The sequence below is a fragment of the Oceanobacillus bengalensis genome (assembly GCF_003628445.1).
Classification (GTDB): Bacteria; Bacillota; Bacilli; order Bacillales; family Amphibacillaceae; genus Oceanobacillus; species Oceanobacillus bengalensis.
In genome coordinates this window covers 1-21,568 of the sequence record NZ_RBZO01000038.1, presented here as the reverse complement: position 1 = coordinate 21,568, position 21,568 = coordinate 1, and the positions used below count along the sequence as shown (strand labels likewise).

Annotated in this window: 28 protein-coding genes; 16 read left to right on the top strand and 12 right to left on the bottom strand. The window is 36.5% G+C overall.

What is annotated here, in order from left to right; genetic code table 11:
- Positions 1-50 precede the first annotated feature (50 nt).
- Positions 51-422, top strand: a complete 372-nt coding sequence (locus D8M05_RS17595; RefSeq protein ID WP_121134174.1) for a CidA/LrgA family protein — start codon at positions 51-53, stop codon at positions 420-422.
- Positions 415-1,104, top strand: a complete 690-nt coding sequence (locus D8M05_RS17590; RefSeq protein ID WP_121134172.1) for an LrgB family protein — start codon at positions 415-417, stop codon at positions 1,102-1,104. Before D8M05_RS17595 ends, D8M05_RS17590 begins: the two co-directional genes overlap by 8 nt.
- A gap of 246 nt (positions 1,105-1,350) precedes the next feature.
- On the opposite strand, the gene D8M05_RS20325 is transcribed toward D8M05_RS17590, so the two are convergent.
- The 3 genes from D8M05_RS20325 to D8M05_RS17580 all read right to left on the bottom strand — a co-directional run bounded on the left by D8M05_RS20325 (position 1,351) and on the right by D8M05_RS17580 (position 4,217).
- Positions 1,351-1,491, bottom strand: coding sequence for a hypothetical protein (locus D8M05_RS20325; protein WP_183072851.1), 141 nt, complete (start codon positions 1,489-1,491; stop codon positions 1,351-1,353).
- Between the two features lie 100 nt (positions 1,492-1,591).
- Positions 1,592-2,641, bottom strand: coding sequence for an FUSC family protein (locus D8M05_RS17585; RefSeq protein ID WP_121134170.1), 1,050 nt, complete (start codon positions 2,639-2,641; stop codon positions 1,592-1,594).
- A 127-nt stretch (positions 2,642-2,768) separates the two neighbouring features.
- A complete protein-coding gene (locus D8M05_RS17580; protein WP_121134168.1) occupies positions 2,769-4,217 on the bottom strand; it encodes an MFS transporter in 1,449 nt (482 codons plus the stop codon).
- Positions 4,218-4,472: 255 nt separating this feature from the next.
- Between D8M05_RS17580 and D8M05_RS17575 the strand changes: the two genes are divergently transcribed.
- Positions 4,473-5,264 carry an N-acetylmuramoyl-L-alanine amidase gene (locus D8M05_RS17575; RefSeq protein WP_121134166.1) on the top strand — a complete coding sequence of 264 codons (792 nt, stop codon included), beginning with the start codon at positions 4,473-4,475 and terminating at the stop codon, positions 5,262-5,264.
- A 62-nt stretch (positions 5,265-5,326) separates the two neighbouring features.
- On the opposite strand, the gene D8M05_RS17570 is transcribed toward D8M05_RS17575, so the two are convergent.
- A complete protein-coding gene (locus tag D8M05_RS17570; RefSeq protein WP_121134164.1) occupies positions 5,327-5,749 on the bottom strand; it encodes a pyridoxamine 5'-phosphate oxidase family protein in 423 nt (140 codons plus the stop codon).
- A gap of 78 nt (positions 5,750-5,827) precedes the next feature.
- Positions 5,828-6,352: a D-glycero-alpha-D-manno-heptose-1,7-bisphosphate 7-phosphatase gene (locus tag D8M05_RS17565; protein ID WP_121134162.1), complete on the bottom strand. Its 525-nt coding sequence runs from the start codon at positions 6,350-6,352 to the stop codon at positions 5,828-5,830.
- 165 nt (positions 6,353-6,517) lie between these two features.
- On the opposite strand from D8M05_RS17565, the gene D8M05_RS17560 reads away from it, so the two are divergent.
- Positions 6,518-6,637 carry a DUF4023 domain-containing protein gene (locus D8M05_RS17560; protein WP_121134160.1) on the top strand — a complete coding sequence of 40 codons (120 nt, stop codon included), beginning with the start codon at positions 6,518-6,520 and terminating at the stop codon, positions 6,635-6,637.
- 168 nt (positions 6,638-6,805) lie between these two features.
- Positions 6,806-6,985, top strand: coding sequence for an H-type small acid-soluble spore protein (locus D8M05_RS17555; protein ID WP_121134158.1), 180 nt, complete (start codon positions 6,806-6,808; stop codon positions 6,983-6,985).
- Between the two features lie 158 nt (positions 6,986-7,143).
- Here D8M05_RS17555 and D8M05_RS17550 read toward each other — a convergent pair whose 3' ends face one another.
- Together D8M05_RS17550 and D8M05_RS17545 are read right to left on the bottom strand one after the other, a co-directional pair.
- A complete protein-coding gene (locus tag D8M05_RS17550; protein ID WP_121134156.1) occupies positions 7,144-7,770 on the bottom strand; it encodes an NADPH-dependent FMN reductase in 627 nt (208 codons plus the stop codon).
- Between the two features lie 21 nt (positions 7,771-7,791).
- A complete protein-coding gene (locus D8M05_RS17545; protein ID WP_121134154.1) occupies positions 7,792-8,358 on the bottom strand; it encodes an NADPH-dependent FMN reductase in 567 nt (188 codons plus the stop codon).
- Between the two features lie 256 nt (positions 8,359-8,614).
- Between D8M05_RS17545 and D8M05_RS17540 the strand changes: the two genes are divergently transcribed.
- The 5 genes from D8M05_RS17540 to D8M05_RS17520 all read left to right on the top strand — a co-directional run bounded on the left by D8M05_RS17540 (position 8,615) and on the right by D8M05_RS17520 (position 11,507).
- Entirely contained in the window at positions 8,615-9,307 is a 693-nt protein-coding gene (locus D8M05_RS17540) for a DUF1538 domain-containing protein (RefSeq protein WP_121134152.1), read from the top strand.
- On the top strand, positions 9,304-10,071 hold the full coding sequence (locus tag D8M05_RS17535; protein WP_121134151.1) for a DUF1538 domain-containing protein: 768 nt from the start codon (positions 9,304-9,306) through the stop codon (positions 10,069-10,071). The genes D8M05_RS17540 and D8M05_RS17535 overlap by 4 nt, the downstream gene beginning before the upstream one ends.
- Positions 10,025-10,762, top strand: a complete 738-nt coding sequence (locus D8M05_RS17530; protein ID WP_121134149.1) for a P-II family nitrogen regulator — start codon at positions 10,025-10,027, stop codon at positions 10,760-10,762. Before D8M05_RS17535 ends, D8M05_RS17530 begins: the two co-directional genes overlap by 47 nt.
- Positions 10,763-10,915: 153 nt before the next feature.
- A complete protein-coding gene (locus tag D8M05_RS17525) occupies positions 10,916-11,176 on the top strand; it encodes a hypothetical protein (RefSeq protein WP_121134147.1) in 261 nt (86 codons plus the stop codon).
- Between the two features lie 136 nt (positions 11,177-11,312).
- On the top strand, positions 11,313-11,507 hold the full coding sequence (locus D8M05_RS17520; protein WP_121134145.1) for an H-type small acid-soluble spore protein: 195 nt from the start codon (positions 11,313-11,315) through the stop codon (positions 11,505-11,507).
- A gap of 47 nt (positions 11,508-11,554) precedes the next feature.
- Here D8M05_RS17520 and alr read toward each other — a convergent pair whose 3' ends face one another.
- The 5 genes from alr to D8M05_RS17495 form a co-directional block, all read right to left on the bottom strand.
- Positions 11,555-12,730 carry an alanine racemase gene (gene alr / locus D8M05_RS17515; RefSeq protein ID WP_121134143.1) on the bottom strand — a complete coding sequence of 392 codons (1,176 nt, stop codon included), beginning with the start codon at positions 12,728-12,730 and terminating at the stop codon, positions 11,555-11,557.
- Positions 12,731-13,136: 406 nt separating this feature from the next.
- Positions 13,137-13,868 (bottom strand): hypothetical protein, encoded by a 732-nt coding sequence (locus D8M05_RS17510; protein ID WP_121134141.1) that lies wholly within the window; start codon positions 13,866-13,868, stop codon positions 13,137-13,139.
- Positions 13,869-14,023: 155 nt separating this feature from the next.
- Positions 14,024-14,308, bottom strand: coding sequence for a hypothetical protein (locus tag D8M05_RS17505; RefSeq protein ID WP_121134139.1), 285 nt, complete (start codon positions 14,306-14,308; stop codon positions 14,024-14,026).
- 72 nt (positions 14,309-14,380) lie between these two features.
- Complete coding sequence (gene spx, locus D8M05_RS17500; protein ID WP_121134137.1) at positions 14,381-14,791, bottom strand: transcriptional regulator Spx; 411 nt, start codon at positions 14,789-14,791, stop codon at positions 14,381-14,383.
- Between the two features lie 66 nt (positions 14,792-14,857).
- Positions 14,858-15,469, bottom strand: coding sequence for a TetR/AcrR family transcriptional regulator (locus D8M05_RS17495; protein ID WP_121134135.1), 612 nt, complete (start codon positions 15,467-15,469; stop codon positions 14,858-14,860).
- 679 nt (positions 15,470-16,148) lie between these two features.
- On the opposite strand from D8M05_RS17495, the gene D8M05_RS17490 reads away from it, so the two are divergent.
- From D8M05_RS17490 to D8M05_RS17465, 6 genes are all read left to right on the top strand, one after another.
- Positions 16,149-17,411 carry a SpoIID/LytB domain-containing protein gene (locus tag D8M05_RS17490; RefSeq protein ID WP_121134133.1) on the top strand — a complete coding sequence of 421 codons (1,263 nt, stop codon included), beginning with the start codon at positions 16,149-16,151 and terminating at the stop codon, positions 17,409-17,411.
- A 139-nt stretch (positions 17,412-17,550) separates the two neighbouring features.
- Entirely contained in the window at positions 17,551-18,657 is a 1,107-nt protein-coding gene (locus tag D8M05_RS17485) for an ABC transporter ATP-binding protein (protein ID WP_121134131.1), read from the top strand.
- On the top strand, positions 18,647-19,450 hold the full coding sequence (locus D8M05_RS17480; protein WP_183072850.1) for an ABC transporter permease: 804 nt from the start codon (positions 18,647-18,649) through the stop codon (positions 19,448-19,450). The genes D8M05_RS17485 and D8M05_RS17480 overlap by 11 nt, the downstream gene beginning before the upstream one ends.
- Before the next feature lies 1 nt (position 19,451).
- On the top strand, positions 19,452-20,249 hold the full coding sequence (locus tag D8M05_RS17475; protein ID WP_121134128.1) for an ABC transporter permease: 798 nt from the start codon (positions 19,452-19,454) through the stop codon (positions 20,247-20,249).
- Positions 20,246-21,319: an ABC transporter substrate-binding protein gene (locus D8M05_RS17470; protein ID WP_121134126.1), complete on the top strand. Its 1,074-nt coding sequence runs from the start codon at positions 20,246-20,248 to the stop codon at positions 21,317-21,319. Before D8M05_RS17475 ends, D8M05_RS17470 begins: the two co-directional genes overlap by 4 nt.
- The coding region (locus D8M05_RS17465; RefSeq protein WP_147405199.1) for a hypothetical protein at positions 21,316-21,568 on the top strand (253 nt) is incomplete at its 3' end. The genes D8M05_RS17470 and D8M05_RS17465, both read left to right, overlap by 4 nt.

Genomic DNA, 21,568 nt, shown 5'->3' with positions numbered 1-21,568 from the left:
TAGATATTTGCTATACTAATAGATAGTAATTCAGATGGGAGATTGAAAGAATGCTTAAATCTATTAAAATAGTCCTTCATATTTGTCTTTTATACATCCTCTTTCAAGTAGGAAACTGGATAGAGCAGACATTCCATCTGTTCATCCCGGGCAGTGTAATTGGAATGATTATTCTTTTTATACTTTTATTAATAAAGGTAATCAACATTTCTTGGATTGAAGAAGGTGCAACATTTATGATAAAACATTTAACCTTCTTTTTTATCCCTGTAACTGTAGGGATCATGAGTTATTTAGATTTATTTAGGGGTAATGGGATTGTATTAGTCTTGATTACGATTGCAAGCACTTTACTCGTAATGCTTAGTGCAGGTCATGTAAGTCAGTGGATGATAACAAGAAAGGAAGCAAAACATGATTAACATTCTCATTGGTATAATATCGATTATAGGTACACTACTCATTTACGTTCTATCGATTCGATTACATAAAAAGTTCAATTATCCATTTACATTACCTATTCTAGTAGCAACAATAATCCTGGTTATTGTCTTGCTAACATTCGATATTTCTTATAACACATATATGCTTGGGGGAGATTGGGTAAGTGAACTTCTTGGTCCTGCCGTAGTAGCTTTAGCATATCCGCTATACAAAGAACGCTTCCTATTGAAAAAACTTATTATGCCAATCGTATGTGGAACAATAGCTGGTGGATTTGTTGGGGTATCGACAGGAGTACTTCTGACAAAATGGGCTGGTTTTGATTCCGAAATTATCTTTACCATTAGTTCAAAATCTGTAACCACACCTGTATCCATGGCAATTACCGAATCACTTGGAGGAATTACTCCACTTGCTGCAGTATTTGTAATGATCGCGGGGATTAGTGGCTCTGTATTGAGTACGTATCTATTTAAATATACAGGATTAAAACATTATTTAGGAAAAGGGATTGCATTAGGGAGTGCATCCCATGCAATTGGGACTGCTACTGCTTTAGAAAGCAGTGAGTTAGAGGGGTCTATTAGTTCCATTGCAATGATATTAAGTGCAATGCTTATTTCAATTATTGCACCAGGACTTGTTTCTATACTTTTATAAATAGAAAATGAGACTGGGACAAAAGTGTTTTTACTAAAGAATAATCCGAACAAAGTTAGAACGTATAACCGCTCCGGAAATATACTTCGCTTTCCACGGGCGGCTGATGAGCCCTCTTCGTGCTAACGCACTACGGTGTCTCATCTAGGCCTCTCCTCCCGTAGGAGTCTACGTATATTTCCTACGCTTAAGTAGTACATTGTTCGTCTTTAGAGTTAAACACTATAATTATGTCCCAGCCTCAACTTATTTATCACTTATATATTCATTCGGTGTATCTCCACCATGGGGATTGTGATTCTTAAACTGACTTTTTCTCCCATTACGTGTTTCACCGCTATTTCCTCTTTCTTTAAACTGTCTATTTTTATTCGCTTTATTCGCCATATGATTTCCTCCTCATCAGGATATGAGCAGTCATAGTTTTTGAAAACAGCGCTTTTTTTATACATCATAGGTAGCACCAATCTTATGTTGATATGGTGAATCAATCTTTGTTTTCCTTTAACCCTTTAAACCGTACAAATTTCTCTAGCTTTTCCAATTCATAAAACAGTTCAATAATACTATTCGCTACAGGAAATACATAAATCCATCTTTCGAAATGAGCACCTTGCAAATCATCAATTAATTTATTAATGGTCACGCGCATAGCTGCTTTCGCCTCTTTTTGCAAATCAGCATCCAATATAATTTTGTCCTCATACATTAGAAATACATTCTCACTATAAATATTAATTTCTGCAACAAGTTTTTTTATTAAATAAGGCTTCTCATGGGACACCTTTTCAATTTCAATGATATTTTTCTCTAATACACCAACTAATATATTTTGTTTTTCAAGCACCTTAATCATATGCTTGTAGATTACAATATTTCTTAGAAAACTCATTCTATTTTTAATAAATAACCGATTCCGTTCATCAGAAATAATCTCATAATAATCTTTTGACTTTGTAATGATTTTCTCTATTTCACGGTCTTCCTCTTTCAATTTTGGAATACTCATTGCTTTACTTGGAATCACACGCAATAAGAAATTAATTTTTTCTTCCGCATTGCTAATCATATTGTATAAGATTTTTTGATGATTCGGCGGAAAAACAGCAACATTAACAACAAAAGCAGAGATAACTCCAATTGCGATTAATAAAATTCTTTCAAATATATAGACAAAATTAAGCCCAACATCGCCAGAGAGCATCATCGTCATGATCGTTAATATTGTTAAACTAACTGTCTTTGTTAGCCCTAGTTTAATATTTATGGCAATTGATAGGATAACAACTGCACCAACAGATAAGGGATGGTTCCCAAGTAATAAAGTACCTAAGATAGCAAAAATCAAGCCAATTCCATTAGAGACAACAACCTCTTTAATATATGCTAATGAACGCATAATAGAAGGTTGCATAGCAAGAACAGCTGCAATTGCTGCAACAATTTCAAGTTCTAATCCAATCATCCCTGTTACTAGTAAGGTCAAGGATGCTGCAAGCCCTGTTTTTAACATTCTAGGGCCGATATTAAATTCCATGTTTACACCTCGGTTTTCGGTGGAAAGTATTGATAACACACTTTAAGCATAGAACTTATTATAGTTATTCATCAATGTGGATGCAATACATTTCTACACAATAAAATTAAATATCATCTATCCCCCATCAAACGCCTCTTTCCTTTGTACGTTTATTTTTTATCAACAGATATATACTCGAAAAGGCAGCCAAAAATGTCATAAATCCAAAAAAACTTTTAATACCAGTCATTACATGCTGCACTTCCACTTGCTCACCTGTCTGCAACCATTCTGTCATAGATCCATCAATAAAGCCATTCATAAATGTCACACCAACCGCAGTACCAATTGCCATACCGAAGTTGCGCAGTAATGCAATCGTACTCGTAACAATCCCAAGATAGTGAATAGAGACATCTCCTATAATCAAGTTATAGTTAGGCGATGTAAGTACTCCCATTGATACTCCTAATAAACATAGGAACAATGTGACAGTAAAAAGTGAACTAGATTCTGACAATAAGCTTAAACAAACCAGTGCACCTATCATGAGTAAAAGTCCCATGTGTACGACGAAATAGCTTCCAAGTTTATCAGATAATGTCCCACTAATTGGGCCAAAAACAGCTAACAACAATGGATATGAAATAAGTAACAAACCTGAAACAGATGCAGATACACCTAATATCCCTTGTAAGTAAAAAGGAATAACAACCATCGCTGCAAATGTAGCCATGTAACTTATCACAATAATGAAGGAACCAGCCCTAACCATTGGTGGCAAAAACAAGTCCATGTTTATAAATGGATCATCCTGTCGCTTTGTCCACCTTCTAAACATGAAATAGGAGAGAATGCTTAAGAGAACGATTGGAACTAGCCAAATTGAAACTTCCCCTTCACCAATCTTATTCAAAACAAAAATTGCACTTGTAATCGTAATTCCAAACAAAGAAGCTCCAACATAATCCAGGGAGCTGTACTTTGATTCTTTTTTATCATTCGGAATAAAACGGACAGCCATTATGAAGGATATAACGACGATAGGAACCTGAACCCAAAATAGCGTATGCCAACTAAAGCTGTTCATCATTAGTCCACCAGCTGATGGGCCAAGCATTGCACCAACGCCTACTGCTGTACTAATAATACCTAGTGCCTTACCACGTTTTTCTTCTGGGTAATTTTCAGTAACTATGGCCATATTTGCAGATTGCAACATGGCAGCGCCAATCCCTTGAATTAACCTTGCAGCAATTAGAAATTCTAATGAATAAGAAATTGCAGACAGTACAAGACCAGAGCCAAATAATAGGTAACCAATATTATGTATTTTTCTTTTCCCATATTTATCAGAAAGGTTACCCATGATCGGCAAGAACAGCATGACCATCAGTAAATATCCAGTGACAATCCACTGAGTAGTACCAACAGAAGCATTAAAATAGACAGATAAAGTTGGCAAGGCTATATTTACTACCCCTGCTGAGAAATGTGATAGAAAGGTTCCTGGTAATACGGATAGCAATATAAGAATAGGATTGGAGGATTTCAATTTATTAACCTGATTCAGATTTATCGGATCTTTCTTCATACTGTCACCTTTTTTAACAAATTAACACTATCCCTATCCTTAGAGCAGCGTCTGTTCCTATTAGTCGTCATGTTATTCTTATGCTTTCCCTTTTTAGACTTCACATAAATTTTAACCTTTATCCCCCTTAAACGCTTAATCCTTCGATACTGATAATAGAGGGACAATAATGGAAAAGAAAGGAACAGAGGATGTTTATCCAATAATCCCTCTATCGCTGGTCATAATCTATTAATAAAAAGGGAGGAAAGCCTTATGAAACTCTATTTAGATCCTGGTCATGGTGGATCAGATCCAGGTGCTAGTGGGAATGGCTTAAAGGAAAAGGACGTTACGCTAGATATTGCGCTTCGTATTCGCTCCATCTTAACGAATAACTTTGAAGATGTTGAGGTGAAAATGAGCCGTACGAGTGACAGCAATAAAAATCTACAACAACGGACAAATGAAGCAAATAATTGGGATGCTGATTATTATGTATCCATCCATTGCAACGCATTTAATGGCAGTGCACAAGGTTATGAAGATTATATCCATAATCAATTAAGTAATTCTTCAAGGACAGCAGATTATCGGAATATCATGCACGAAGAGATTACAAAAGTAAATGGACTAACGAATCGTGGAAAAAGAAAAGCAAACTTCCATGTATTACGAGAAACAAGGATGTCGGCCTTTTTATCTGAGAATGGATTTATTGATAATATTCAAGATGCTGCTTTAATGAAGCAATCGTCATGGAAGCAAAACGTTGCGCAGGGTCATGTAAATGGTATCGCAAGGGCATTTAATCTAAAACCCAAAAATGGTGGTACTGGAAAACTATACAAGGTTATTGCTGGGTCATTTAAGGCAAAGGATAATGCAGATGAACGGGTTACCTTTCTTAGTGCGAAAGGTTTGGATGCTTATGTCACAACAGTTACTATTTCTGGTGAACCATGGTATAGGGTGCAAGTTGGAGCATTCTCGAATAGAGAGAACGCAGAATCTCGTTTGAGAGCAGTTGAAAATACTGGGGTTGATGGTTTTATAGTGGAGGAATAATTGATACAGTAAGAATGGCTAAAAAATGATGAAAGACTGGCTTAATATCCAGTCTTTTCTCTTTATATCTTTAAATCCTTTGGGGCTTCTCCTTTTTTATTCATTAACCGTATCGCTACAGGCTCAACCTCTAGAATCAGATAATTTGGATCATCCGGCCCATCAAAATAAATCTTCATATCTTCGTTCCATAGCTGCTTTTTCATTTCTTCAGATTGGTTAAAGGATACTTTACCTTGATACTCTACGAACGCATCACCAAAGCCGTCACCCTCATATCCAATGATAATATGTGTATAAGGATTATTGTCTATTTCTTCCGTTTTATCTGCGTCTTTATGTGTTGGTGTAAACAGCTTTAGCCCCCTATGGAAGAATGTCATATAGCGAGAATGAGGTTTATTACCTTTTATCGTAGCCATTGTGCCTGTATGACTTTCATCGAGAATTTTTTCTATGTTTGCTTTAATTTCTGTTTGTTCCATTGATTTGCACTCCTTTTCGTTGAATGTAATTAGTATTTGTGAAATCAAGGAAAATAATCCATTTCTACATAACTTGTATCAAGGTATTAACCATTTAGCAAAAGCAAGCAAATCAGCAAACTGCAGATCGGCCTCAACATTATCTTCTTTCCTACTTCCAACCAAAACTGTCTTTGCCCCAGCTTTTTTCCCTGCTTCAATATCTGGGGCCCGATCCCCTACCATATAGCTTTCACCCACATCAACATGATACTTTTTCGCCAAATCCAAAATCATTTGCGGTTCTGGCTTCCGACATGCACATCCTGCATGAGGTTTATGTGGGCAATAGGAAATAGCTTCAACACTTGCCCCATATTCCGCCAGATCATCTTTCATCTTGTTATGTACCTTATCAAGCATCGACTCCTTCATATATCCAAGTCCAATTCCACCCTGATTCGTAACCACAAATACCTTATATCCTGCTTTGTTAAACCTTTTAATCGCTGCGCCAACTCCATCCAAAAGATAAAAGTCTTTCGGTTTGTTTACAAATTTCACCCGATGACTTAGGACTTCATTAATGACACCATCACGATCTAAAAAAATACCAACATTCATATGCTCACCCTCTTCCTATACATTGTTTCCATTTCCTGTAATTTATAATTAACTTATTTTAATAGTAAAAAGGAGGAAATCGAGGGTGTAAACTAACTTTTTACATTTTTATAGTGGCAATGGTTAAACTAAAGATTAAATGTAATATATAAGGAGGACACATACATGGACAACACACACGAATTCGTTGAAAAGGTAAAAGAAAATCAAAGAAAAGATTTAAAAAATAAGAAAAGTCAGGGAAAAGGCCATCCAGATCAGGTCTTACCAAACAAAAAACATTAGAATATGTGGCACATGAAAAGGCAGGGGCAATCGAACGATTGCTCCTGCCTTTTAAATAGTAATGTTCACACTTTATTACTAATTTACTTGTATGATTCAAAATCTAGTGGAAAAAATAGTTAACAAGCTGCTTAATTGCAATGTCTACATAAATATGGAGGTTGTTAGATGGAAAAAGATAGGGTAAAGCAAATTATTCAGTCACATAAATTAATCCCCGTTAACTACAATGGAAAACCCGTTTATATTAACCAAATTGACGAGCAAAAAGAAGTTGCACGCGTCTTCCCTCTTGATAATTTGAACAGTGAATATGATGTTGAAATATCCAACCTACATGAATTCTGATCATTAAGACAAGAAAGTGTCCTTTTTGCTGTACTTTCTTTAGATTCGTAAATGAAATACTTCCTTTTGGTCTTAGGACGCTTGCAATGTAATGCCCCTGAATTCCAATGCAACCCAATCAAAATAGGCAGCCAGTAAAACCAGCTGCCTATCAATTATTATTTTCGAAGTTCTTTAAACGCTTTACCCCAAGCGATTACTTGGTCTAACATTTGGTTAGCATTTGCTTCATGATAATCTGCTGGTTTGAATTCACTCATGTTTTCAAAGTCAGACATTAGAGAGAATGTTACTGCAGTACGCACGTCTGCAACCTGTAGCTCGCCTAAAATTAGACGTAGGTTTTCGTGTGCACGAGCCCCACCTAAGCTACCATATCCAACAAATCCAGCCACTTTATTTTCAACTTCGGATTTCAGGTAGTCTAAAGCATTTTTCAACGCCCCACCTACAGCATGATTATATTCAGGTGTAACAAAGATATAGCCATCATATGAGGCCATCTTCTCAGACCATCCTTTAATCGCCGTTTCAGCTTCTACTTGTGTCTCTTCGGATAAAGCTGCACCAAGTAATGGTAAATGATAATCAGCAAGATCTACAATTTCATATTCCACATTTGCATCATTACGTTTCGTAGCGAAATCATATGTCCAGGTTGCTACCGCTTCAGCATTACGCCCCGCGCGTACACTACCGACAACAATACCAATCTTTAATGTATCCTCTACAACTGTTTCTTCCTCTTTCACAGACTTACCAAATAATTTATTTAGAAATCCCATGGTACACCACTTTCATTTCTTTTATTTTTCACGTACAGTTTTTAACGCGCCACTCCAAGCAATAACTTGGTCAAGCATTTGGTCAGCATTTGCTGCGTGGTATTCAGCAGGTTTAAATACACTCATGTTTTCAAAATCAGACATTAGTGAGAATGTTACTGCAGTACGAACGTCTGCAACTTGTAACTCACCTAAAATTAAGCGTAGGTTTTCATGTGCACGTGTTCCACCTAAGCTACCATATCCAACGAAACCAGCTGCTTTGTTGTTTAACTCGGGATTTAAGTAGTCTAGTGCATTCTTCAATGCACCACCTACAGCATGGTTATATTCAGGAGCAATAAAGATATAGCCATCAAATGAAGCCATTTTTTCAGACCAACCTTTAATTGCTGTTTCAGCTGCAGCCTGTCTATCTTCTGGTAACGCAGCACCTAAAAATGGAAGGTCATAGTTAGCAAGGTCTACAATTTCATATTCTACATCAGCATCATTGCGTTTATTTGCAAAGTCTAAAGTCCAGTTTGCTACTGCTTCCGCATTACGACCTTGACGTACACTACCTAAAACAATACCTATTTTTAACAAATTTATTTCCCCCTATTATTTCTTGTACCTAAAGATACAAGTGCTCTTTTGATTTTAATTCAATATACTTGAATTTAATATAAATATAACATCCTTTTTTCGTTATTGCAACATATTTAATTCTTTTTTATTATAAACTTACTTTAAGTAATTAACAATAAAGAATACGGACCTAATAACAATTTAATTGCAACATAATATACAAATTCTGAAATTTCATATAAAATTAAATATATACAAATAAAGGTGGTGTGCTATGGACAATATTAAAGACACGGTACTTGAAGTGGTGAAGTCTATTCTACCCATCACAATTGTCATTACTGTACTGCAATTTACATTAATATGGCTTCCTATGGAAACATTTTTACAGTTTTTAATTGGTGTTCTTTTCGTAGGAGTTGGACTGATTCTCTTTTTATTAGGCGTCAATATTGGACTACTGCCTGTTGGTGAGATGATTGGAGCTGCATTACCAAAAACTAAGAAACTGTGGGTTATCATTTTCTTCGGATTCTTATTAGGTCTGGTCGTTACCTTCGCTGAACCAGATGTACGTGTCCTTTCTACACAGGTTGAACAGGTATCAGCTGGTGCAATTCCGAAAAGTATTCTTATTCTTTCTGTAGCACTTGGTGTAGGTATCTTTGTTGCACTTGCAATGGTACGCATAATATTTAATATTAATATCGTCTATCTATTAACAGTTGGTTACGGTCTCATCTTTCTTTTAGCTGCTTTTACTCCTCAGGCGTACGTTCCGATTTCCTTTGATTCTGGTGGTGTAACAACTGGACCATTAACTGTTCCTTTTATTATGGCTTTAGGTGTTGGGGTGGCCAGTGTAATGAAAGGGAAATCTGCCTCAAGCGATGGATTTGGGCTTATCGCTCTTGCTTCCATAGGTCCGATTCTTTCCGTATTGCTATTGGGGGTGATTTACGGATGACCCTACACGTATTTAAAGGTTTTGGCGAAACAATGATGGAAGTAATGACTGCCTTATCACCTTTGCTTATTCTATTTATTTTATTTCAAATCTTTTTACTCAAACTTCCCACTAAAAAGATCAAAAATATTTTAGTTGGCTTTTTTCTTGCATTTCTAGGACTTTCCTTTTTCTTACAGGGGGTACATATTGGATTTATGCCATTTGGAGAACTTATGGGGGAAAAACTAGGAACAGTAAATCTAAGCTTACTAATTATTATTGGTTTTATTCTAGGGTTTTTCGCCATTTTTGCCGAGCCCGCGGTGAGTGTGTTACTACACCAAGTAGATGAAGCCTCTGGGGGATACATTCCGCAAAAGGTTCTTCTCTACACATTGTCCATTGGAGTAGGTATAGCAATCGCTTTATCCATGGTCCGAATCATTTTAGGCATTTCCCTATGGTATTTTATCTTGCCAGGATATATAATCGCATTAGTTATGGTGAAATATACGTCAAAAACGTTTACATCCATTGCATTTGACTCAGGTGGTGTGGCAACAGGTCCAATGACCGCGACGTTTATTTTGGCTTTGTTTGTTGGAATCGCTTCCGTAACAGAGGGAAGCGATCCACTTCTAGATGGTTTTGGAATGGTAGCTCTAGTAGCACTTGCTCCAATTTTATCTGTTCTCACACTAGGAATCCTTTATAGCAGAAAGGAGAAGGCTCAGGATGACAAAAACCAAGTCAGGTCAGAAGCTGATCGTGACAATAGTTAGAAAAGAGAAAGCGAAGAAAGTCATTCAAGCTTCTAAGAAATCGGGTGCTCAAGGTGGAACTACACTTTTAGGGAAGGGCTTTCGGATACAAGACAAAACCCACTTCTTAGGCATTCCAGTTGAGCGTGAACGGGAGATTATTTTAACCGTTGTTCCAGCAAACATCTTTCCGGATGTAATGAATGCTATCGTTGAATCCGTTCATTTAAATAAACCAAAACAAGGAATCGGTTTTGTAATTGACACAAAAAAAATCAGCGGTATTTCACATAGAAGTGGAATTGAGGAGAATAACGATGAATTAAGTAATGAGGGGGCTTATGACATTATGGATGAACAGAAAGTGTTATATGACCTGATTATTACGATTGTAAATAAAGACCACAGTGATAAGGTAATTGATGCTTCTAAGAAGGCTGGTGCAGAAGGTGGTACGATTCTACACGGTCGTGGTACAGGGATTCATGAACAAGCAAAACTATTTAATATTACCATAGAACCTGAGAAAGAAATTGTGTTAACACTAATTAGCAGGGATAAAACGAGTGACGTATTAAAGTCGATTGAAGAAGATGGGGAATTAAACCAACCTGGAAAAGGGATTGCCTTTGTAATTGAAGTCGAAAAAACCGTTGGGATTAATCATATTCTAAACCGAATGGTTAATGAAAAATGGGAAAGTAATCAATAGTAGCAAAGAGATGGGGGAATACTCATCTCTTTTTTATATCTTCTTTTGCTACTGATGGACAACGATACATTTATATTATCTTCCGTATGTTTGTCTATTCACACTGAACTTCTAATCATACCTTATAGTAACAGGAAGAAAGGAGGAGAATGCATGCCAAGATACCGAAGATACAACAATAATAATAACGATGTTGCTGGAGTATCCAATTGTAACGATAATCGAGAAATCGTTATTAACGCTGATGAAGTGGTCATTCGTGCAAATAAAGTTATTGTTAACGATAATGACCACCACTGTAAACGTTCAGATGTAGGTGGTGCCTCTGATGAGGAAAAACATCATAAATATGATGACATTGCTGGTGATTTTGATTGGAATAATGGCAGTAAAAGGAGAAATCCTTGGTTCTAAATACGATAAGGGGCTTTATGGGTATTCCATAAGCCCTTTTTTATATCTTTCAATAGAAGATTTTGGCTGTATGCAAACCGAATAAATACATAAGGAATACAAAATATAGTACTACAGCCACCAAAAGGAGGAAATCATGGATAATAAACGTGCCCAGGAAATATTGGACTCGATCACAATGGTTAATGTTAATTACCGTGGTATACCCGTTTATATTAAAGACGTAAACGAACATGAAGCAACCGTATTTCCACTAGATGAAATGGATCACGAGCAAATTGTGGATTTACATGGCTTAGACGAAGTAAACCTCATTAACAATAACGATTGAAACCTCCAACTCTGGGGGTTTTTCTTCTATCCCTTAACATATACTTTTTATCGCGAAAGCAATCCTCGTGCCACGGCCACTTGTCCCCCTTGAATGTACACTCTAGGAACACGTTTTCCAATTAAGCAAACAATTTCATAATGAATCGTGTCAAGTAAATCAGCTATTTCCGAAAGAGGAATCAAACCATCACCAGAATCACCAAATATGACAAATTCATCATCCATATTAACCTCTTTTAATGTAGTAATATCGATCATCGATTGATCCATGCAAATCCGTCCAACGATAGGAACTCTTTTTCCATTTACCGTTACATGACCTTTATTAGAAAGAGACCTCGAGAAGCCATCTGCATAACCAACTGGAATTGTGGCAATAATCGCGTTTTCAGAAGGTGTATATGTACAACCATAGCTTATTGGATTTCCCGACTCAACGGTTTTAATCATTACCGCCTTGGTTTTAAAGCTCATTGCCTGTTTTAACGTAATTTTATCGCGTAAATGATTATCAGGATATAACCCGTATAAACTAATTCCTACCCGAACCATGTCTAGATGCATTTCAGGGTAGGAGATCGTTGCAGCACTATTACAGCAATGCTTTATTGGAATGTGGATCCCATTCACTTCCAAATAGGAAGTAATAGCCTTAAATACTTCAAATTGTTTATAGGTATACGATGGATCTGGGTTATCCGCATCTGAAAAATGCGTATATATCCCCTCAATCTGTACAAATTTAGATTGAAGTAATTGAGTAAGTTTGAGCACCTCATCTTTATCCCTGAGTCCAATCCGATTCATTCCACTATCAATTTTTATATGTACTTTTACAGAATGTTCCAACTCTACTGCAGTCTTAACAATTTGTTTAGCAATATCCTCTGTAAAAATCGTTAATGTAATGTCATTTTTTATAGCTTCCATAAGAGCAGTTGGAGAAACCAATCCCGTATACCCAAGAACTAAGATGGGTGACTTGATACCTTTCTTTCGAAGTTCTATCGCCTCATCTAGTAGTGCGACCGCTAAATAATCAGCACCGGCTCGGAGTGCAGCATTTCCAACTTCAACTGCACCATGTCCATAACCATCTGCTTTAACTACTGCCATAAACTTACTTTTAGGACGCATGCAATCTTTAAATGCTTTGACATTCGCTTGAATGGCATCTAAGGAAATTTCAACCCATGTATCACGATAACTAGCATTTTGCATAAAAAATCTCTCCTTAGAGAAAAATTGAATTAGCATTGGCTGTCTTAAAGATATAATTTGTAACCTAAAAGATATAAACTTCGAACTGACTTAATTCAGGTTATTTTAAATCGGAGCAAATCTCGCCGTCCGGGATTGCTCCGGGCGCATAGGCCTAGGTGAGACTACGTAGTGCGTTAGCACGGAGGAGGCTCAGTGCAGCCGCCCTAAGGTGCGCGAATTGTGTTTCTGGAACGACGTGCTTCACACAACACTGATTAAAGAAGTCCACAGTTTACACAAATAGTAACAAACAATATAAAAAGAGCCTTTAGCATTTAATATGTATATTCTATCACTACCTATCTTATCAAAAAAGGATGAACAAAAGTAGAAGAGAGCGATACCAACCATCGCTCTCTTCTACTTATTTATTTGCCTTTTGTTTTTGGACAATAATTCTATTTTTCTGCAAATCATCAGATTTCGAAATGGCATTCATCACAAAGGTGGATACATCTTCAATTTTCTCAGAAAGAAAGCTCGTTCTCTCAAAAAGGATGGAACGGAAATAATCCAATTGTCGACTAATCTTCTCTGATAATGCCTCCTGATCACCTAATCGCTTGAGCACATCTTGATTATTTTGCTCCTGTAACGATAATTTGTCAGCCATTTGCATTTGAGTAGTAATTTGCTTATCCATTTTTCCCATCATTTCGTTATTTGAATTACCATACTCCTGCAACTGATTTACAATTGTTTGTTGCGTATTACCCATGTGTGCTAGCACTTCCTTCATCTCTTGTTCAGATAAACGATTTTCTTTCAATATGGATTGTATTTTTATATTTTCTGTTTCTAATCTTTTCAGTTCTTCTATCACGTGCTTTTCGAATTGTTCCTGCTTTATATTCATTTCCTTTAATTCTGTTAGTTGTTCATTAAATGCATTCCACTTCACTGATTGTCTTTGCTCTTGTGCTTCATATAAACCTTTTAGTCCATGAAATGACTTTTGCAGTGAAAGATTTACGTCCTTTTGTTGCTCAATCATCTCTGCCATAGGCTTTTTTATAAAAATACCTTGGTTTGGTTCGGAAAGATTCTTGTTATTTTTATAAATAGATGGTTGTTTATGGTTAATATATAATCCCATTATTCCCCTCCTTTACGCGACCCCCTTTGTTATCTTATGCACCCCAAGGAGTGAGCGGTACTTGTGACTCAATGGTTTGCATGCAAAAAAATAGGTAGAGAGTTAAATATAAACTCCCGACCTATTTCATTTTTTGAGTAAATATATATGGTGAATTACTTTTTGATATGCATTTTATACATCTGTATAAAGTGTTCTGGTGATGATTTTACTATGTAGGAATATACTCCTTTTGAAGTATGAAGATAGAGGAGTCCTCCTTTAACACCAACCAAACGATATGACATGTCTAGTATATCTTTAATCGGAAACTCCCGGTGTTTGGTGATAATTTTTTCGTTGTACAAATACATTGTACGCTCATGTTCAATATCAACTTGTTCAATACTAGTAACTCGCCTCTCAACCTTTATATAGGGTTGTTCAGCTATAAGATACATATACTTTCCCCCAGCCCCTAACGAATTAGCTTAAGTAACTGTAACTGAACATAGTCATCTCTTAAGCGCACATTACCCTTTAACAAATTGGAAATTGTTCATTCTCCATTTTAACCATTGATACTCACGTGTTTTCCTTGGTAGAAATTGACGAATATCATCTTCATGGTAGCCGACTTGAAGTCTCTTTTCATCAACTATAATTGGACTTCTTAATAATCTAGGATGCTTATGAATCAATGCAAGCAACTCTTGTAATGGGATCGTATCCATTTCTAAATCTAAGTCTTTATAAATCTTTGACCTTGTAGAAATAATCTCATCTGTACCATCAACTGTCATTCTTAAAATACCCTGTAGTTCACTAACCGTTAGTGGTTCTTTTAAAATATTTCTTTCAACAAAATTAATTTCTTGATTGGTAAACCACTGTCTCGCTTTCCGAGTTGACGAACATGCTGCGCCATATATCGTAACTGTCATCTATCATTCTCCATTTCTTTTTTATATTTTCCTAATATATAATACGTTTTTATTTTCTTATTAGATTCATTCTCTCTTATAAATTCCATTTTTTATGAGATTCATTTCAATCGTAAAATTCTCTATTGCTTCTCGATCGGATAACTCTCTTGAGTATTTCTCCACGAAGTTACGAAATGCAACTGCTGTTACAATTTGCATAATATGAAAGACTTCTTGATCCTCTTTAATATTTAATCTATCCTTATTAACTAATGCAATCATCTCTTTAAAGTGATCATTACTCGTATCGAAAATAGAGGTAAAGATATTCTCCATTTTGTGGGTAACATTTAACATCGCGTTTTTTAGGAACTTCCTCTCCTCTTCATCAGGGAGTTCTACTAAAAACTCATGATACACTTCAGCCATCGCATCTATGATGTCTCCATCATGCTTCTCTAATTTAGAAACAAAGAAATCTCTTCTTTCTTTTGTTTGTTCATTTAATAGATAGAAATATACATCCTCTTTATCTTGAAAATACTGATAAAAGCTACCTCTTGGGATACACGCTTCTTTCACTATATTCGCTATAGAAGCCTCTGCTAATGGTGCTCTTGCAAATTCCTTTTCAGCTGACTTAATTAGATTCTGCCTTTTACGCTCAGGTAAGTTAAAAAATGTTTGCTTTGGCAATGCTCTTCCTCCAAATCCTCCGAAAGTGACACGATGTCATGCTGTTATTTTTATAATAAATGACAGCGTGTCACTTGTCAACATTTTTATGACAAGTTGTCACTTTATACCTGATAATATTAATGTACCAAATTATTGTGGCAATAATATGGGAATTTTATGTTCATTTAGCCTATTTTATAAAAGATTGTTGCTTTTTTCGTCTTTTGCAAATTACTTAATAGATGATGTAAACTCCGAACTAAATTAATTCAGATTATCTTAAATCGGAGCAAAACTCGCCGTCCGGGATCGCTCCGGGCGGATGCTTTCCGCGGGCACGGCCTCAGCCCCCTCAGAAGCAAAGAACGCTTCTTCCTGGTCTTCGGACACGTGCTTTTCCCGCAGGAGTCACCGCCCTCCACTCACCCGGACTAGTAAGGTAGACTATGTTTTTTGACTTTCCATATCGTAGGGGATGATGGTTAGTAACTTAAACCTAGTGTGTTTCCCGAAACAATGTGTTTTGCACAATACTGAATTAAATAGATCCGAAGTCTATACAAAATGCTAATTATAAAAAATAAGAAATTATACAAAACAGCCTTCATTTAAGAAAAAATTTAGAGAATGATACTTACTAAGTATCAAATAATAAGAAGGATTTGCTCCAATTACTAAATCCAAGGAGGCGTTTAGAATGAAATATATTGTTATGGTCTTAAGCCTGATGAGCATGATATTCGTCGTTGATACAGTTAAAGCCGAGGAGATGATGCGTGTACGTCTAGTTAACCATCTAGGAGATACGGAACAACTTAATGTTTCTTTTGAAGGGGAATATTTCACCCTAGATCCAACCGTTCATTTAGAGGAAGGCGTTACATATACATTAACGAAAAAGAATGAAAAATTAATTGTAGAAGGAGGGGAAGAAACATATGTTACAAGTGAACCCTTCCTTCTTATCCCTAGTACATACGACTACCAGCACAGTGTTTCTATTAATGAAAGGCCATATTTAGGAGCAATGGAAATTAGGATAGAAGATAATAAATTTATCCGCCCCGTCAATCAATTGCCATTAGAAGATTACTTGAAGGGCGTCGTTCCCTTTGAGGTATTCCCTGAATGGAGCCTTGAAACCCTAAAGGCACAATCACTTGCAGCAAGAACATATGCAGCCATGCATTCAGGTAAAGAAATTGATGATACCATAAGCTATCAAGTTTATGGCGGGTATATGTGGGATAAAAATACAACAAAGGCTGTCAACGAAACAGAGGGAGAGGTTATAACGTATAAAGATAAATTAATCAGTGCCTTTTATTCTGCTAGCAATGGTGGCATGACAGAAAACAATTCCCATGTATGGGGAGGGGAAGCCTTACCGTTCTTCCCAATAAAAGAAGATCCATATGACCCTACCCACCCGTGGGAATTCTCCATCCATGAAACCCAGATTGACTTAGATGATATAAATGGAACAGATCCAAAGTGGTGGGATGACTTAGAGGAAAAAGACTCGGAAATTACAACGAACATAAAGAGTTGGTTAAATAGAAACGGATACCCTGGAGATATTAAAATTCTTTCCATTCCATCTTTTGAAATATCGGGAGAACAGCTTGCATCTGATCGTAGTGTAATTGGTTCAATCTCCGTCGATTTTTTATGGCAATTATTTGATGGCATGGTGTTATATCAGCAGGTAAACCTTCAGGACGTACAACTTAACCGCATCCGTCCAATCATTGGTGGAAACATCTTTAAAAGCTATCTGATTGAATCACTAGAGAAGGATAACAATGTCTATACCATGGAGGGGAAAGGATATGGACATGGGGTCGGAATGAGTCAATGGGGGGCATCTGTTATGGGTGAGAATGGGAAATCCTATAAAGAAATCATTGAATTTTACTTCCCGAAGACGTCAATATCTAATTTAGAATCAGATTTTTGACATATATCTAAACCTTCAGCTCTAATTATTAAAACGATTAAAAAAAGTGATTCCATATTTATACTTTTCGTGTATAATTATTTCGTTATGCACCTGAAATGCAAAATATATTTTCTAATGAAAATGGAGGGTTGTGCGAATGAGCAACACGATTATCCAATTTAAAAATGTAACAAAACAGTACGATAGTGATCCAACCGTATTAAACGATGTAAGTTTTGAGATTGAAAAAGGGAAATTTTATACCCTTTTAGGTCCTTCAGGGTGTGGAAAGACAACGATTTTACGGTTAATCGCTGGGTTTACAGAAGCAACAACTGGAGAGATTTATTTTAATGATAAGAGAATCAATCAAGTACCTGCAAATAAACGACAAGTAAATACCGTATTTCAAGATTACGCACTTTTCCCTCATTTAAACGTGTTTGAAAATGTTGCATTTGGATTACGAATTAAAAAAATGAAAAAAACAGATATCGAAGCAAAGGTAAAAGAGGCATTAAGCTTTGTAAATTTAAGTGGCTATGAAGCACGTGAAATTAAAGAAATGTCAGGTGGGCAACGTCAACGGGTAGCTATTGCACGAGCAATCGTTAACGAGCCCGAGGTTATTTTACTAGATGAACCATTATCGGCACTTGACCTCAAATTGCGTTATCAGATGCAATATGAATTAAGAGATTTACAAAAACGTCTTGGCATTACATTCATCTTCGTTACACATGACCAAGAAGAGGCACTTGCAATGTCAGATGAAATCTTTGTCATCAATAAAGGAAAGATACAACAGAGTGGTACACCTAACGATATATATGATGAGCCAATCAACCGCTTCGTTGCAGACTTTATCGGTGAATCAAACATTGTTAAAGGAACAATGACCCGAGATTATCTTGTAGAATTTGTCGGGAAGCGATTTGAATGTGTTGATATGGGGATGAATACGAATGAGCCAGTAGAGATTGTTATTCGGCCAGAGGATTTAGAAATCACCTCATTTGACGAAGGGATGCTGCAGGTAAATGTTCATTCACAGCTGTTCCGTGGTGTGCACTATGAAATTACTGGAATTGATCAGGACGGGAATGAATGGCTTGTCCATTCAACGAAAAAAGCAAATGTAGGAGATAATATCGGCCTCAAATTTGCACCTGAAGCCATTCATGTCATGCGCTTCAACGAAACAGAAGAGGACTTTGACAAGCGACTTGATTCCTATACGGAGGGAGATGCAAATGAACAATAAGTTGTCCCGTAATCTATACATGATTCCGTATGCAATATGGATACTTTTGTTTGTTATTGCTCCTATCTTACTTGTTGTTTATTATTCTTTCATTGATACCCAGGGCAATTTCTCTTTTGTAAATTACGAGAAGTTCTTTTCATCTGTTTATTTAAAAATGACATTAAGCTCGTTCTGGTATGCCTTTTTAATCACATTAATCTCCTTAATCATTGCATACCCAACTGCTTACTTACTTACAAAAACGAAACATAAACAGCTATGGTTATTGTTAATTATTGTACCATCCTGGATCAATCTGCTTTTAAAGGCCTATGCATTCATTGGAATCTTTGGAACATATGGTGTTGCAAATAGTTTTCTAGAGGTTGTAGGTATTGGTACACAGCAATTGCTATTTACTGATTTTAGTTTTATCTTTGTGTCTGTTTATATCTTTATTCCATTTATGATTTTACCAATCTTTAATGCATTAGATAATGTAAATCCTACACTACTTGATGCAGCAAACGATCTTGGAGCTTCAAAATGGACAACCTTCCGTCGTGTTATCTTCCCGATAACATTAGATGGGGTTAAATCAGGGATACAAATTACATTTATTCCTGCACTTTCTCTATTTATGTTAACAAGACTGATCGCAGGGAATCGTGTCATTACACTTGGAACGGCAATTGAACAACATTTCCTCGTAACCCAAGACTGGGGGATGGGGGCTACAATTGCTGTATTCCTAATTATCGCTATGTTTATCATCATGTTTATTACTGGACATAGAAAGCGAGGGGCGTAATATGACGAAAAAACGACCTTTTGCAAATATTTTTCTTGCGATTATCTTTATCATTCTTTATGCACCGATTTTCTATTTAATTTTCTACTCCTTTAATAGTGGTGGAACGATGAGCGGATTTGACGGCTTTACACTCGATTGGTATAAAGAACTGTTTCAAGATACTAGGCTTCTAATAATTGTTCTGAACACATTAGTGATTGCTTTGTTGTCTGCACTTATTTCAACGATTATTGGTGTACTCGGTGCCATTGCGATTCGTTCCTTTAAACGAAAACAACAAAATACACTATTATCCTTTAATAATGTATTAATTGTAAGTCCAGATGTCATCATCGGGGCATCATTCTTAATTCTATTTACGATTGCAGGATTCCGACTTGGGTTCTATTCGGTATTACTATCCCATATTGCATTTAGTATTCCAATTGTCGTTCTCATGGTCTTGCCAAAGCTATCTGAAATGAGCCCAACACTTATCGACGCAGCGAAAGACCTTGGTGCTAGTAATTGGAATGTGTTAACGAAAGTAATTTTACCTTATATTACACCTGGGATCTTCGCTGGTTTCTTTATGGCCTTAACGTATTCGCTAGACGATTTTGCAGTTACATTCTTTGTAACAGGTAATGGATTCTCCACACTTTCTGTAGAAATCTATTCATTGGCACGGCAAGGAATTTCATTAAATATTAATGCTTTATCATCCCTTCTGTTCTTAGCAACTATTCTCCTTGTAATCGTGTATTACTATGTTACAAAGCGGAGCGGAACGAGAGGAGTGAATTTTAGAAAATGAAAAAACTCATGCAAGCATTCGTTGCTATTGTGATTGTTTCTGCCTTACTTTTAGTTGCCATTAACCGATTAAATGCGTCTGCTGGTTATTCAGGTGATAACACGTTAACGGTATATAACTGGGGCGACTACATTGATGAGGAATTAATTGAGCAGTTTGAAGAGGAAACAGGAATCACCATCATTTACGAGACGTTCGATTCGAATGAAGCAATGATGACAAAAATTGAGCAAGGTGGGACGTCTTATGATGTGGCCGTACCATCTGAATATACCATTGAGAAAATGATTGAACAGGATCTACTTATTGAACTTGATCATTCAAAACTTCCTAACTTAGAGAATATTGATGAGCGCTTTATGGACCTTGCCTTTGATCCGGGCAATAAGTACTCTGTCCCCTATTTTTGGGGAACGGTAGGAATCGTCTATAATAAAGAAATGCTCGGTGATATGACTTTCTCTAGCTGGGACGACTTATGGAATCCTTCGTTGGAAAATGAGATTCTTCTCGTTGACGGTGCACGTGAGGTTATTGGAATGGGTCTAAATAGTCTTGGCTATTCCTTAAATGATACCAATAAAGATCACTTACAAGAAGCAACGGAAAAATTAAAGACGTTAACACCTAACATTAAAGCAATTGTCGGTGATGAGAATAAATTACTGATGGCGAACGAAGAAGCTGCCGTTGCACTTGTGTGGTCAGGGGACGCATCAGAGATCATGTTTGAAAATGAAAACTTAGATTATGCTGTCCCTGAAGAAGGATCAAATCTGTGGTTTGATAATATGGTCATTCCATCCACCGCAAGAAATGTTGATGGGGCACACCAATTTATTAATTTCATGTTAGATGCTGAGGTTGCTGCACAAAACACGGAATATGTTAGTTATTCCACACCAAACAAAGAAGCACTTAAACTGATGCCAGAGGATATGGTAAAAGATGAGCGTTTCTATCCATCTCCAGAATTAACGGAGAAATTAGAGGTTTATGAGAACCTTGGTAAAGAAAACTTATCCTATTATAATGATTTGTTTTTGGAATTTAAGATGTATCGGAAATGATTGATGCTGATGCTGCTCTAAATGTGAACTTTGGCGTTCTACATGTGAACTTTGGCGATTTGCTTGTGAACTTCAGCGAAATGCTTGTTAACTTTGGCGAATTCACTGTGAACTTCAGCGATACTCGAAATAAAGTAGGGAAACCATTCTCATGGCTTCCCCCTTATCAAACCGTACGTGCCCTATTAAGGCATACGGCTTACCCATATGTTACAATGATTATCAAGAGGATGCGTTCCAGGCATTTTG